This window comes from Trueperella pecoris, from assembly GCF_014926385.1.
Classification (GTDB): Bacteria; Actinomycetota; Actinomycetes; order Actinomycetales; family Actinomycetaceae; genus Trueperella; species Trueperella pecoris.
This window is the reverse complement of record NZ_CP053291.1, coordinates 473,088-485,716: the sequence shown is the minus strand read 5'-3', so window position 1 is coordinate 485,716 and position 12,629 is coordinate 473,088. Positions and strand designations below refer to the sequence as shown.

The window sequence follows — 12,629 nt, the reverse complement described above, 5'->3', positions numbered from 1 at the left end:
TAACGCACACCGCTGAAGGAGTAAACCATGCCTCAATTGAATAAAGTCTCCCCCGTCGTCCAGGTGGTAGCGATCGGCATCGGCGCCGCACTGTTCTTCGTGCTGGGCCGGTTCGTCGCGATCCCTTCCCCGGTCCCCAACACCCAGATCTCACTCCAGTACGCTGTCCTGGCCGTGTTTGCCGTGCTGTACGGTCCCGTCGTCGGCGCGCTTTCTGGTTTCATTGGCCACCTCCTCATCGATGCGACGTGGGGAATCTGGCTCTCGTGGGAGCTCGCAACGCTCGTCTTCGGCCTGCTGCTCGGCCTGCTGCTGGTCGGCAACCGCGTGCGCGAAGGCGATTTCGGCGCCAAGGCCATGGCGCGCTTCAACATCGGCGTTATCCTCGCCCACGCCGTCGCGTGGCTTCTGATCGCACCGGTCGGCGACCTCCTCATCTACTCGGAGCCGGCCAACAAAGTCTTCACCCAGGGTGCGTTCGCCTTCGGTTCGAATGCGATCACCACCTGCGTGGTCGGCACCCTGATCCTGCTCGTCTACGCGCGCACGCGTACCGGTTCCGGCACGTTGCGCCAGGAGGATTAGGCCCTTGCCCGGACCGATCATTGAGATCCACGATCTGACCTTCCAGTATCACAGCCAGGCGGAGCCTACCTTAAAGAATGTCTCCCTCAGGATCGAACCTGGGCAGAAGGTGGCGATTGTTGGTCGGTCCGGGTGCGGCAAGTCCACCCTCATCAACGTGCTCAACTCGTTGGGATTTAGCCACTTTGGTGGCAGACTCACGAGCGGGCACGTGAGCGTGGCGGGCCTGGATCCCGCCTCCGCCTCCCTCGTCGACGTCTCCCGTCACGTCGGCACGGTTCTGCAAAACTCCGCCGATCAGTTTGTGGGCCTCACCGTCGCCGAAGACATCGCATTCTCGCTTGAAAACCAGGGCGTGCCCCAGGCCGACATGCGCGACGCCGTCCGCGCCGCTGCCACCCGAGTCGGCATCGCCGACCACCTCGACTCTGCCCCGCAAGACCTTTCCGGCGGGCAAAAGCAGCGCGTCGCTATGGCCGGTGTGCTCGTCGACGACGTCGACATCCTCCTTTTCGACGAACCGCTGGCCATGCTCGATCCCGCCTCCGGACGCCAAACAATCGAGCTCATCGACCGCCTCAACCGCGAGCTTGGCAAGACCGTCATCATCGTCGAGCACCGCCTCGAGGACGTCCTCCATTGTGGCCTCGATCGCGTGGTGCTGATGAACGACGGCGTCGTCGTCGCCGATCTGGCGCCCGACGAGATGGTCGCCTCCGGGCTACTGGAAGCCCACGGGATCCGCCCTCCGCTTCACTCGACCGCCCTGCGGTATGCGGGTGTGGACATCACCGCGCAGATGCGTCCATCAAACGCGGCCTTCACAGCCCTCGACGAGGATGCGATCATCAAGCTTCGCGCCTGGGTGGCCGGCGCCCCCGCCCCCGACGCTCACACCAGCGGCGAACGGCCCGCCACGATCCGGGTCGAGAATCTCTCCATCTCCTATGAACAAAACGGTGACCTTCCTCCGGTGCGCGTCTTGGAAGAACTCTCCACCTCGATCACGCAAGGATCGCTCGTTGGCATCGTCGGTTCCAACGGGGCCGGCAAGTCGACCCTGGCCCGGGCCATCGCCGGTTTCGCCAAGCCCAACGCCGGCACGATCCTCATCGATGGCCAGGACGCCAGCGCGTGGTCGCTTGCCGAGCACGGCCAGCGCGTCGGCTTCGTCCTGCAAGAACCTGGGCAGATGCTCTCCAGCCCCTACGTGCGCGAAGAGGTTGAGCTCGCTCTGCGCGCCCACAACCTGACCCCGGAAGAAATCGCGAAGCGCTCCGAGGAAGCGTTGCAGGTGTGCGGGTTGTGGCGCATGCGCTCATGGCCGATCTCGGCGCTCTCCCACGGCCAGAAGAAACGCCTGACCATCGCGATCATGCTCGCGCTTGGGCCCAAAATTCTCATTCTTGACGAGCCCACCGCGGGGCAAGACTTCGGCCACTACACCGAGTTCATGGACTTCCTGCGCTCGCTGAACAGGCTCGGCACCACCGTCATCCTCATCACACACGACATGCACCTCGCCCTCGACTACACCGAACGCACGCTCGTCATCTCCGACGGGCACATCATCGCCGACGCCCATCCCTCCGCTGTCCTGACCAATCCTGACGTCACCGAACGGGCAGACCTCGTTACTACGGGCCTGTACACGCTAGCGGAACGTTACCAGCTCGACGCCGAAGCACTCGTCCGCCGCTTCCTCAGCGTCGACCGAGCCGAGCGTTCTCACGCAACTGGCCCGGACGGCGTCGTGAACGGAGGCGCACGTGGCTAATTCGATCCTGGGTTACATCGAACGCCAAAGTCTCATCCATCGGCTCACCGGCACGTCGAAGCTGGCGCTCGTCATCGCGTTTATCGTTGCGGCAGCCATCACCTTCGACGCGCGCCTCCTTCTCGCCTGCGCGATCGCCAACATCGCTCTGTGGGCGCTGGCGCGGATGAAGCTGCGCGACATGAAGGTCGTGCTGATCCTCATCGGCACCTTCATGATTCTCAACAACCTTCTCATCTTCGCCTTCGAACCGACCTACGGCACCACTCTCTTTGGCTCCAGCCACCTCATCGCCGACGGCCCCGGGCGCTGGGACCTCACCTGGGAACAGCTCTTCTACCAGGCCCTCGTGACGCTCAAGTACTTCGCGGTGCTACCCGCGGTCCTCGTCTTTGTGGGCACGACGCCGCCGAGCGAGTTCGCGGCCTCCCTCAACAGCATCGGTCTGCCCTACCGATTCTCCTATTCGGTGGCCCTCGCACTTCGCTTCATCCCCGATATCCAGCGCGAATTCAAAACCGTCTCCCTCGCCCAGCAGGCGCGCGGGCTCGATGTCTCCCGAAAGGTCGGGCTGGCCACGCGCATACGCAACGTCTCACGCACCCTCATGCCGCTCCTCCTTGGCACCTTCGACCGCATCGAAACCATCGCAGCCGCCATGGAGCTGCGCGGCTTCGGCCGCAATAAGACACGGACATGGCTATCGGCCCGCTCGATGAAAGCCGCCGACTGGGTGATGATCCTCCTCGGCATCGGAATCATCCTCGCCGCGATAGGCGCGATTCAGTTCAACGGCGGGCGTTTCTGGAATCCCTTCAGCTAGGCTGCTCTGCCGGGACGGTGTGCCGGGGCAGGTGCGCCACGCTGGGACGGGCCCGGGCGCCTAGGCCTGCGCGATGCTCGGCGACTGTGGAATAGGGCCATTGTTCATCTCACCCTGTTCAGTGTGGGACAGGGCCAGCTGGCGCAGGACCTTACACGTGAGGTCGATAGCGTCGGACTGGCGCGAGAGCGCCGCCGACACGCACAACACCAGCCTACGCGTTCCGAGACCAGGAAGCATACGCGCCTCGACGCCGTCGGGCAGGTTGGTCAGCCCCAGCTTGGGAAGCACCGTGGTCCCCAACCCGGCGGCAACCATGTGAAGCGCCACGTCATAGTCTTCATAGACGTACTTGGCCGACGGCGTGAATCCCCACTGCTCGGCCAAGCGGGTGGTGGCGATACCGGCCGCTGTTTCGGGGTCGACGCCGAGCCAGGTTTCGCTCGCCAGCTCGCGCGGATCGTGGGGGTCGGCCAGCACGGACGGGTAGACCATGTACCACGGCTCCTGCAAGAGCGGGAGGACCTTGACTCCGCGCGGCCCACGTGGGATTTCGGAATCGAATTCGAGCACGGCGATGTCTGCCTTGCCGCGGCGAACGGCGGAAAGGGCGGCGTCGGCGTCGGCCTCCCGCACGTGAAGATCGATGCCGGGCGCGACGTCAGCAAAAGTATCCAGGTTCGGCAGGACGAGGCCGCGAATAACAGTCTGGAATGAAGCTAGCCGGACGATTCCTGTGGGCGCACCTTCGAATTCGAGGAGCTCACGGAAAGTGCGGTCGAGCTCACTTTCAATGCGTTCCGCTCCGGCGACGACGATCTTCCCGGCCTCCGTTAACACCGCGCCAGAGTGCGTGCGCGTGAGCAAATCAGTGCCACATTCCCGCTCTAACTTGCGGATTTGCTGACTCACCGCCGAAGGCGAGACACGGAGAGCATCAGCAGCCGCTTGGATGCCTCCCTCCCTCGAGACAGCCAAAAGAACGTCAAGACGTTGCACAGAAATCTCCATGAAGTAAAACTTAATCCTGACTCCAGTAGATTGCAATTGTAATTAAGGTTCGGCCGGGCCAATATTGTGAGCGTGAACGACATGATTCAGACCCTCGCACAGAGCCTCGGCTGGCTCGGCGCCGTGCTCTACCTCGGCGCGTACTACCTTGTCTCCACCGGCAAGCTAGCGGCCGACTCGCTGCGCTATCAGCTCATGTGCATCATTTCCGGTCTCTTCATGGTCATCCTGGCATCGGCCACCGGCGCGTGGCCCTCGCTCTTCTCTAACGCCGTGTTTGTTCTCATCGGCTTCTACGTGGTTCTCACGGTCAAGCGCGCCTACCTCAAGCAGCTTGTTTACAAAAAGACGCACCGCGTTGCCCGCGCACAGGATCTCACATCCGTGCCGGTCGCAGACGACGTCTGCATCTCCATCTCCCAGGTGGACGCGGTCGTTGCTGGAAGGGCGTTGGTTGCCTAAAGACTTGCGATAACGGACGATCGCAGATGTAAGCGGCGAGTGGAGTGATCCACTCGCCGCTTCTTTTTGGGCTCACACGCCTCGGCCCCACCCGCGCTATACTAACCTGCAAAAACGCGCCCGAATTGCCCGCAATTTAATACAGCGGCACCCACATTAATACAGCACGGGCAAACCAGGACACCCAGGGCTTCCACACGGCACCCACATTAATACAGCGCGAGCGGACCGCAGCGCCGGAGATCAGCGAGGTGCCTAGCCGCGGTATCGCCGAGCCAGCACAGCCTGCGCCCCGTACTCCGCCGGCGCAGGGTATCCGATCTCCTCGAGCGTGAGCGGGTGGGGCGGGGCCACGATCACTTCCCCGTTACGCACGGCGGCTTCAAGGCGCGCCGCAGGCCAATCTTCATCGCGAGCGCCTCGCCCCACTTCAATGAGGCTTCCCATGAGCGTGCGCACCTGAGAGTGGCAGAAGGCGTCGGCCTTCGCATATCCGGTGACCACGCCGCCGTCGCGCACGAAGCCCAGCTCGAGGAGTGTGCGCACTGTCGAGGCGCCCTCGCGCGGCTTGCAAAACGAGAGAAAGTCATGCTCTCCAAGGAGCGCCTGCGCGGCGCGATTCATCGCAGCCACGTCCAGTGCGCCATCCAGCCACAGGACGTCCTTGCGCCGCGGGTCCCAGTTCTCCACCCCATCGGCGATCCGATATGAGTACCTGCGCCACAGCGCTGAGAACCGTGCGTCAAAGTCGTCGCCGACGACGTCGGCCCGCTTCACCACGACGTCGCTGAAGCCCACCGGCCCGTCGGCCCCGCGTGAGGTGATCGCGTTGATCTTGCGTACGAGGGATTCGCCTGGTTCGCGGCTCGAGCGCCCGGGCAGCGCGGCCCAGGCGGCGGCATCGACATCGAAGTGGGCACACTGCCCGGCAGCGTGAACGCCGGCGTCCGTGCGCCCCGCGACGGTGAGCGCGGCGGGCTGGCGCAGCACCGTCGCCAGCGCTTTTTCTAACTCGCCCTGGACGGTGCGCAGGCCGGGCTGGGCGGCCCACCCATGGAAGGCGGCGCCGTCGTAGGAAAGATCAATCCGAATCCTCATGGGTTAAGCCTATGTCCCACGCCTGAAGCACCGAAATAATTATCGTATGTCATGACTTTTGCGCTACCGTCGTCAATATGGATCAGAGCCACGGACACCCCATCACCCTCGCCGTCGATTGCGGCGGAGGCGGCATCAAGTCCTGCATTCTCGACGCGGGCGGTTTCCAGCGTAGCGACGTCGTCCGCACCCAGGTGCCCTACCCCTTCTCCCCCGAAGATCTCCTGCAGGTGGTGGCGCAGCAGCTCGAGGATCTTGGTGGTGGCACCCCTGCGCAGATCGACAGAATCACGCTTGGCATGCCGGGGATGATCCGCCACGGCGTCGTGGTCTATACCCCGCACTATATCCGCCGGGCCGGCCCGCACACGCGCATTCTGCCCAACCTTGAGCACGCGTGGACGGGACAGGACATGCAATCGGCGCTTGAGGCTCGTTTTGGTGTTCCGACGCTCGTGTTGAACGACGCCGAAGTCGCCGCGGCTGGCATCGTCTCCGGTAAGGGGCTAGAGCTGGTGCTCACTCTGGGGACAGGACTGGGCTCGGCGTTTTTGGACAACGGCGTGCTTGCCCCGCACTTGGAGGTTTCGCATGCGACAGTGCGTTGGGGGCTGACGTACGACGATATTTTGGGCGAGCACGAACGCCTACGCTTGGGGGACTCGGCGTGGTCGCGGCGCGTGCTCAAGGCGATGGAGTCGTTGTGGCCGGTCTTCCGCTGGGATCAGCTCTACATCGGCGGAGGGAACGCCGCACGCGTGACCGACTCTGTGCGGGCACGGATGCCCGGAGTGAACTGGGTTCCCAATATGGCGGGTATGAACGGCGGGGTGCGCGCATGGTCCATGATCGGGCGTGAGGACTAGGCTCTCGCTGGCACGACGGGCGGCCTGTGTCTGACCACACCACGGACGCCCTTGCATAGTTATTCGCTAGTATGAATATACTTGTGGTGGTGATGCGCCACGCCGGCGCACAAAGTCTTTTGGAGGAACAATGAAGCGCACACTCGCTGCCCTGGCAGCCGCCACGCTCGCACTCTCGCTCGCCGCCTGCTCTGGCGACTCCGACGCCTCGGGCGACGCCGTCCCCACCGGCGAGGGCTTCCTCGCCACCGACCTGTCCGCCATCACGAAGGACGACACCATCGCAGCTATGCTTCCCTCCGAGATCGCGGCCGACGGCAAGCTCGTCATCGGCACCAACATCTTCTTCGCGCCCGCAGAGTTCTACGGGCCCGACGGCGTCACCCCTCTGGGCTACGACATCGACATGGGCAAGGCGATCGGCAAGGTCCTAGGTCTAGAAACCGAATTCCAGCAGGCTGAATTCGCCGCCATTCTTCCGGGCATCGGCAGCCGCTACGAGATCGGCATCGCCAACTTCACAATCAACGCCGAGCGTCAAGAATCCGTGAATATGATCCAGTACCTCGAAGCCGGATCGTCCTGGGCCGTCCCGACCGGGAACCCGAAGGGCTTCGACCCCGCCAATCCCTGCGGCAAGGTCGTCGGCGTTCAGACCGGCACCTACCAGGACGAGGTCCTCGCCGAGAAGAACACCACCCAGTGCAAGGACAACCCGATCCAGATTCAGTCCCTGTCCGAGCAGTCCGCCGTGACGCTGCGCGTGGCCTCGGGTCAGATCGACGCGATGTACACCGACTCCCCCGTCACCGACTACGCAATTTCCCAGAACAAGGGCAAGATCGAGCGCATCGGCGAGGTTGAGGATTCGGCCGGTTTCGGCGTCGTCGCACCGAAGGACAACCAGGCACTGACCGACGCCGTCAAGGCAGCCATGCAAAAGCTCATGGACGACGGCCACCTCAAGACCATCTTCGCCACCTGGGGCATCGAGAACGGCGTCTCTACCAGCGCCGACCTCAACCCGGAGGCCTAACACCAGGAGGGCTCGTACGTCCGGCGAGCCCACCCCGCCGTGGGGCCAGTGTCAAGCCGCGCTGGCCCCACGGCCCTCGCTCATCCACACCAATCTTGAAGAAGGCTCATCCATGAAACACGAAAACATCGCAGTTATCGAAGCTGTACCAGTGCGACACTGGGGCCGCTTCGTCTCCGCGATCGTCGTCGGCATCATCGCCATCATGTTCGCCAATGTTCTCATCACGAACCCGAACTGGCACTGGGACGTCGTGTGGGCGAACCTCTTCCGCCCCGAAGTCATCAAGGCCGTGGGGTGGACGCTCGCGCTCACGATCGGAGCGATGGTGCTCGGCATCATCCTCGCGGTCACCATGGCCATCATGCGCCGCTCACTCAACCCCGTCCTGCGCTGGGTTGCCATGGCCTACATCTGGTTCTTCCGCGGAACTCCGATCTACACCCAGCTCATCTTCTGGGGCCTCATTGGTACGCTCTTCACGACCATCACGGTCGGACTTCCCTTCACCGGCATCGACTTCTTCACGATTAATCCCAACCGCCTCGTACCCGGGGACCTGCAACGAACCATGTTCGTCTACGCCGTCCTCGGCCTGGGACTCAACGAAGGCGCCTACCTGTCGGAAATCGTCCGTTCGGGCCTGAACTCGGTTGACCCGGGCCAGGAGGAGGCCGCAAAGGCCCTCGGCATGTCCCGCTCGCAGGTCCTACGCCGCATCGTCTTCCCGCAGGCGATGCGCGTCATCATCCCACCCACAGGCAACGAGACCATCTCGATGCTCAAGACCACCTCGCTTGTTTCCGCGGTTCCCTTCACCCTCGACCTGACCTACGTGACCAATGCACTCGGCTTCGCCACACTCAAGCAAATTCCGTGGTTGCTCATCGCCGTCATCTGGTACCTAGCGATCACCTCGCTTCTCATGGTGGGCCAACACTACATCGAGGCCTACTACGGTCGCGGTGTTAAGGATGGTGGCCTCGACCGGCTCTCCCGCCGCGCGAAGGCCAAGCAACGTCGCTCACGGCAGGCAGCGATCAACGCCGCTGGCACCACCACGGACGATCCGATGATCGAGTACACCCCGTAAGACACTCGCCCCCTAGATTTCGCGAAATGAGATTCCAATGAACAACATGGTTGAGGTCCGTGACGTCCATAAATTCTTCGACGACTTGCACGTGCTACGCGGGGTGAGCTTCGACGTCGCGCGCGGATCAGTGACCACGATCCTGGGCCCCTCGGGTTCCGGAAAGTCGACGATTCTGCGCTGCGTCAACGTCCTCGAGACGATTCAGGCCGGAGCAATCACCGTCGACGGTCAGCTCATGGGCTACGCCGTCAAGGGCGGCAAGCTCCATGACCTCACCGAGAAGGAGATCGCGGCCCAGCGCTCGCGCATCGGCATGGTCTTCCAGCGTTTCAATCTTTTCCCGCACATGACGGCGCTCGAAAACGTCATGGAGGCCCCCATTCAGGTCAAAGGCATGTCCAAGGCGGAGGCAAAGAAGCGCGCACAGGAGCTTCTCGCCCAGGTAGGGCTGGCGGACCGTGCGGACCACTACCCCTCCGAGCTGTCGGGTGGCCAGCAGCAACGCGTGGCGATTGCGCGCGCGCTGGCGATGGATCCGGAGTTGATGTTGTTCGACGAGCCGACGTCCGCACTCGATCCCGAGCTGGTTGGCGAGGTGCTCGCCGTGATGCAGAACCTTGCTGCGCAGGGCATGACGATGATCGTCGTTACCCACGAGATCGGCTTTGCGCGCGAAGTTTCCGACCAAGTGATCCTCATGGACGAGGGACAGATCGTCGAGGCCGGCACGCCCGCGCAAATCTTCGACAACCCCACCCATCCGCGCACGAAGGACTTCCTCGCGAAGGTTCTGTAGTTTCCACCCTCGCGGGCCCCGTTGCGTACAACACTTGCGCACGGGGCCCGCAGACGTATACTTCAATTGTTCTTGATTCAAGACTAATTGAAATGAGACTTGCATGGATGACGCAACCGCGCCAGACGGCGTCGTTGACACCATCGGCGAGGCCGCCGCGCTACTCTCCGCCGTCGCAGACCCCATTCGGCTCGGCCTCCTCACCCAGCTGTGCAAAGGGCCCGCATGCGTCTGCAACCTTCAGACTTCCCCGCCGGTCCCCGACAACCTTCTCTCCTACCACCTGCGCGTCCTTCGCGACGCCGGCCTCGTCACCAGCACCCGCAGGGGACGCTGGGTCGACTACTCACTGACCGAAGGCGCACTGGCTCGCCTCCACGCCGCCCTCCCCTCGGAGGCCCGATGAACTCCCGGGCACTTCGCACGACGCCGCTGTGGCTCACCCTGGCCGGCGCAGCCAGCGCATGGATCGGGGCATACGCCGCCAACGGCTCCTTCTGGAACTGGCTCCTGGGCGACATATTCGGGATGAACCTCGAGGCACGGCTCGGCTCATCCATCCACTTCTTCCTCTACGACACAGTCAAAATCCTTCTCCTGCTGACCGGGCTCATGTTCGTCATCGGGATGCTGCGCGCCAGCCTCGACCTCACGCGAGCGCGAGAATTCCTCGAGGGCCGCGGACTCGGCGTCGGGCTGACGCTGGCCGTCGTCCTCGGCGTCGTCACCCCGTTCTGCTCGTGCTCCTCAATCCCGCTCTTCATTGGGTTCGTCGCCGCTGGCATACCGCTGGCGATCACACTGACCTTCCTCATCGCCTCGCCGCTCGTCAGCGAAACAGCCGCCATCCTCATCGCCGCGCAGTTCGGCGTCGGGATCGCCGCCGCATACGTCCTCGCTGGCTCGCTCATCGCCCTCGGCGTCGGCTGGATCCTGAGCCGATTCAAACTCGACCACCTCGTGGAAGACTCGGTGAGGGGCATGGCGATCGGCAAGCTGCGGGCCGACGGCCACGTGCCGACCCTGCGCGAGCGCGTCGACGCCGCCCTCGACGAGTCACGCGAAATCTTCACGAAAGTCTGGATGTGGGTGCTGCTGGGCGTGGGCATCGGCGCGGCTATCCACGGGTGGGTGCCGGCCGACTTCTTCGCGCGACACGTTGGCCCAGACAACCCCTTCGGCGTTCCGCTGGCCACCCTTATCGGGTACCGCTCTACGCCAACGGTGGAGGGGTCGTCCCCATCGGCGAGGCGCTCTGGGCTAAGGGGATGCCGCTCGGCACCGTCATGGCGCTCATGATGGGCGCCATCGCTCTGTCCATCCCCGAGGCGATCATGCTACGGAAGGTGATGAAGCCAAAGCTGCTCGCCATCTTCTTCGGTGCCGTCACCGCCGGCATCATCCTCGTCGGCTACCTGTTCAACGTCTTCGCCTAAGGAGGGCTACATGGACTCCCCTGTCACCATCCTCTTCGCCTGCCGGAAGAACGCGGGCCGTTCCCAAATCGCCGCCGCCATCGCCCGGGAAAAGGCCGGGCCACATGTGCGCATCCTGTCCGCCGGCACCGACCCCGCCGACGAGCTTCACGACGTCACGATCGAGCTCCTGCATGAGATGGGGCTCGAGGCAGAGTCCGCGCCCCGCCGGCTCGAACCTGAGGACATCGCCGCGAGCGACTGGGTCATCACCATGGGATGTGGCGAAAGCTGCCCCATCTTCCCCGGCACGCACTATGAAGACTGGCCCATCGAAGACCCCAACGGCCAGCCCATCGACACAGTGCGCGCCATCCGCGACGATATCGCCGCACACATCGACGACCTACTCACACGAATCGCAAACTAACAACACTAGGAGACCCATGGACATCACCATTCTCGGCCCCGGTTGCCGTAACTGCATCAACCTCGAAAACGAAACACGCAAGGCGGTCGATTCTCTTGGCCTAGACGCCACCATCAATCACGTCACCGATTACGCACAGATCATGAGCTACGGCATCATGGCTACGCCTGGGCTCGTCATCGACGGCGAGGTCGTGGTTTCCGGGCGCGTGCCGAAGGCGAAGGAAATCGAGCAGCTGCTCCAGCGTTAGGCCTCCCGCCCCCACCACGGCATGTCCTTCGATGTAGGAATATGGACCGCTCTTGATATATACGAAGATCGATCCATATTCCTACATCGAAGGACGGGCACAGGTAGATGCTTGACCCTCACGCGGCGTTAGCGACGAAGGTAGGTTCATGAGAACAGTTGGCGACGTAGCTCAGCTCCTGGGCGTCACCGTACGAACGCTCCACTATTGGCAAGAACGTGGTCTGGTCACTCCTGCTCACCGCACGTGGTCCGATTACCGCCTATACACCGACGACGACGTTGCGCGCCTGCAACGCATCATCACCTATCGGGCAACCGGCATGAGCTTGGATAGCATTCGAGCGTTGCTGGATTCGTCCGATAGTGACGTGGAGCACCTTCGACGGCAACGTCAGCTTCTCATGGACAAACAAGACGAGCTTAGCCGAATGGTTCAAGCTCTCGACTATCTCTTGAAGGATGCCATGACCGAACGAAAACTCAGCGTAGACGATGTTGCGAAAGTGCTGGGAGACGCCAACTTCGCGGCGTATCACGCAGAGGCCGAAAACAAATATGCCGGCACCGATGACTGGCGGATCTCTCAGGAACGTCAGGCACGTATGACGGCTGGCGATTGGGAAACAATACGTGACCGTATGCGTGCCCTCGAAAGCCGCCTCGGCGATGCCATGCGAGCTGGGGTTCTTCCTGGATCTGCACAGGCCAACGCACTAGCAGAGGAGCACCGCCAGATGCTCTCGGAGGGCTACTTCCCCGTGACACACTCCAAGCACGTCTTGCTCGGGCGCGGCTACATTGCCGACCACCGCTTTGCCGCTCGCTATGACGCGGTTGCCGAAGGGCTCGCCGCATGGCTACACGCCGTTATCGACGCCAATGCCATAGACAACGGCGTCGATCTGGACAACGTTGATTGGGTCTAAACCGGAACGCTTACTGAAAGAAGCAGGGCCCGGCGCGCATATGCACGCCGGGCCCT

General features: G+C 63.0%; 14 protein-coding genes and 1 pseudogene. 13 read left to right on the top strand and 2 right to left on the bottom strand.

The features are described 5' to 3' along the window. Positions 1-27: 27 nt before the first annotated feature. Genes HLG82_RS02380 through HLG82_RS02370 form a run of 3 tightly spaced genes read left to right on the top strand, consistent with a single transcriptional unit; the run spans position 28 to position 3,185 of the window. Positions 28-585 carry an ECF-type riboflavin transporter substrate-binding protein gene (locus HLG82_RS02380; protein ID WP_193327136.1) on the top strand — a complete coding sequence of 186 codons (558 nt, stop codon included), beginning with the start codon at positions 28-30 and terminating at the stop codon, positions 583-585. A 4-nt stretch (positions 586-589) separates the two neighbouring features. Then, positions 590-2,362: an ABC transporter ATP-binding protein gene (locus HLG82_RS02375; RefSeq protein WP_193327135.1), complete on the top strand. Its 1,773-nt coding sequence runs from the start codon at positions 590-592 to the stop codon at positions 2,360-2,362. Then, positions 2,355-3,185 carry an energy-coupling factor transporter transmembrane component T family protein gene (locus HLG82_RS02370; RefSeq protein ID WP_255313922.1) on the top strand — a complete coding sequence of 277 codons (831 nt, stop codon included), beginning with the start codon at positions 2,355-2,357 and terminating at the stop codon, positions 3,183-3,185. Before HLG82_RS02375 ends, HLG82_RS02370 begins: the two co-directional genes overlap by 8 nt. A gap of 60 nt (positions 3,186-3,245) precedes the next feature. Here the strand turns inward: HLG82_RS02370 and HLG82_RS02365 are convergent, their stop codons facing one another. After that, complete coding sequence (locus HLG82_RS02365; protein ID WP_193327134.1) at positions 3,246-4,196, bottom strand: LysR family transcriptional regulator; 951 nt, start codon at positions 4,194-4,196, stop codon at positions 3,246-3,248. Between the two features lie 81 nt (positions 4,197-4,277). On the opposite strand from HLG82_RS02365, the gene HLG82_RS02360 reads away from it, so the two are divergent. Further along, complete coding sequence (locus tag HLG82_RS02360) at positions 4,278-4,658, top strand: CBU_0592 family membrane protein (protein WP_439654676.1); 381 nt, start codon at positions 4,278-4,280, stop codon at positions 4,656-4,658. 255 nt (positions 4,659-4,913) lie between these two features. Here the strand turns inward: HLG82_RS02360 and truA are convergent, their stop codons facing one another. Further along, entirely contained in the window at positions 4,914-5,756 is an 843-nt protein-coding gene (gene truA / locus HLG82_RS02355) for a tRNA pseudouridine(38-40) synthase TruA (RefSeq protein WP_193327132.1), read from the bottom strand. Positions 5,757-5,833: 77 nt separating this feature from the next. On the opposite strand from truA, the gene HLG82_RS02350 reads away from it, so the two are divergent. The 9 genes and pseudogenes from HLG82_RS02350 to HLG82_RS02310 all read left to right on the top strand — a co-directional run bounded on the left by HLG82_RS02350 (position 5,834) and on the right by HLG82_RS02310 (position 12,573). Continuing rightward, a complete protein-coding gene (locus tag HLG82_RS02350; protein WP_193327131.1) occupies positions 5,834-6,622 on the top strand; it encodes an ROK family protein in 789 nt (262 codons plus the stop codon). A 130-nt stretch (positions 6,623-6,752) separates the two neighbouring features. Next, positions 6,753-7,658 (top strand): ABC transporter substrate-binding protein, encoded by a 906-nt coding sequence (locus tag HLG82_RS02345; protein ID WP_193327130.1) that lies wholly within the window; start codon positions 6,753-6,755, stop codon positions 7,656-7,658. Between the two features lie 112 nt (positions 7,659-7,770). Continuing rightward, a complete protein-coding gene (locus HLG82_RS02340; RefSeq protein WP_193327129.1) occupies positions 7,771-8,751 on the top strand; it encodes an amino acid ABC transporter permease in 981 nt (326 codons plus the stop codon). A gap of 37 nt (positions 8,752-8,788) precedes the next feature. After that, positions 8,789-9,550 (top strand): amino acid ABC transporter ATP-binding protein, encoded by a 762-nt coding sequence (locus tag HLG82_RS02335; protein WP_281388928.1) that lies wholly within the window; start codon positions 8,789-8,791, stop codon positions 9,548-9,550. Between the two features lie 103 nt (positions 9,551-9,653). Next, entirely contained in the window at positions 9,654-9,956 is a 303-nt protein-coding gene (locus HLG82_RS02330; RefSeq protein ID WP_193327128.1) for an ArsR/SmtB family transcription factor, read from the top strand. Beyond that, positions 9,953-10,986, top strand: a pseudogene (locus tag HLG82_RS02325) (permease). The gene HLG82_RS02330 and the pseudogene HLG82_RS02325 overlap by 4 nt, the downstream one beginning before the upstream one ends. A gap of 10 nt (positions 10,987-10,996) precedes the next feature. Beyond that, the gene (locus HLG82_RS02320) at positions 10,997-11,395 is read left to right on the top strand and encodes an arsenate-mycothiol transferase ArsC (protein ID WP_193327127.1); all 399 of its coding nucleotides are present in this window, start codon (positions 10,997-10,999) and stop codon (positions 11,393-11,395) included. A 16-nt stretch (positions 11,396-11,411) separates the two neighbouring features. Then, positions 11,412-11,645, top strand: a complete 234-nt coding sequence (locus HLG82_RS02315) for a thioredoxin family protein (RefSeq protein ID WP_193327126.1) — start codon at positions 11,412-11,414, stop codon at positions 11,643-11,645. A gap of 148 nt (positions 11,646-11,793) precedes the next feature. Next, positions 11,794-12,573 carry a MerR family transcriptional regulator gene (locus HLG82_RS02310; protein ID WP_193327125.1) on the top strand — a complete coding sequence of 260 codons (780 nt, stop codon included), beginning with the start codon at positions 11,794-11,796 and terminating at the stop codon, positions 12,571-12,573. Positions 12,574-12,629: the final 56 nt, after the last annotated feature.

Bases quoted from the DNA above. Each gene is read 5' to 3' on its own strand.
- HLG82_RS02380 (WP_193327136.1), top strand. From the start codon at position 28: ATGCCTCAATTGAATAAAGTCTCCCCCGTCGTCCAGGTGGTAGCGATC.
- HLG82_RS02365 (WP_193327134.1), bottom strand. From the start codon at position 4,196: ATGGAGATTTCTGTGCAACGTCTTGACGTTCTTTTGGCTGTCTCGAGG.
- HLG82_RS02360 (WP_439654676.1), top strand. From the start codon at position 4,278: ATGATTCAGACCCTCGCACAGAGCCTCGGCTGGCTCGGCGCCGTGCTC.
- truA (WP_193327132.1), bottom strand. From the start codon at position 5,756: ATGAGGATTCGGATTGATCTTTCCTACGACGGCGCCGCCTTCCATGGG.
- HLG82_RS02350 (WP_193327131.1), top strand. From the start codon at position 5,834: ATGGATCAGAGCCACGGACACCCCATCACCCTCGCCGTCGATTGCGGC.
- HLG82_RS02345 (WP_193327130.1), top strand. From the start codon at position 6,753: ATGAAGCGCACACTCGCTGCCCTGGCAGCCGCCACGCTCGCACTCTCG.
- HLG82_RS02340 (WP_193327129.1), top strand. From the start codon at position 7,771: ATGAAACACGAAAACATCGCAGTTATCGAAGCTGTACCAGTGCGACAC.
- HLG82_RS02335 (WP_281388928.1), top strand. From the start codon at position 8,789: ATGAACAACATGGTTGAGGTCCGTGACGTCCATAAATTCTTCGACGAC.
- HLG82_RS02330 (WP_193327128.1), top strand. From the start codon at position 9,654: ATGGATGACGCAACCGCGCCAGACGGCGTCGTTGACACCATCGGCGAG.
- HLG82_RS02320 (WP_193327127.1), top strand. From the start codon at position 10,997: ATGGACTCCCCTGTCACCATCCTCTTCGCCTGCCGGAAGAACGCGGGC.
- HLG82_RS02315 (WP_193327126.1), top strand. From the start codon at position 11,412: ATGGACATCACCATTCTCGGCCCCGGTTGCCGTAACTGCATCAACCTC.
- HLG82_RS02310 (WP_193327125.1), top strand. From the start codon at position 11,794: ATGAGAACAGTTGGCGACGTAGCTCAGCTCCTGGGCGTCACCGTACGA.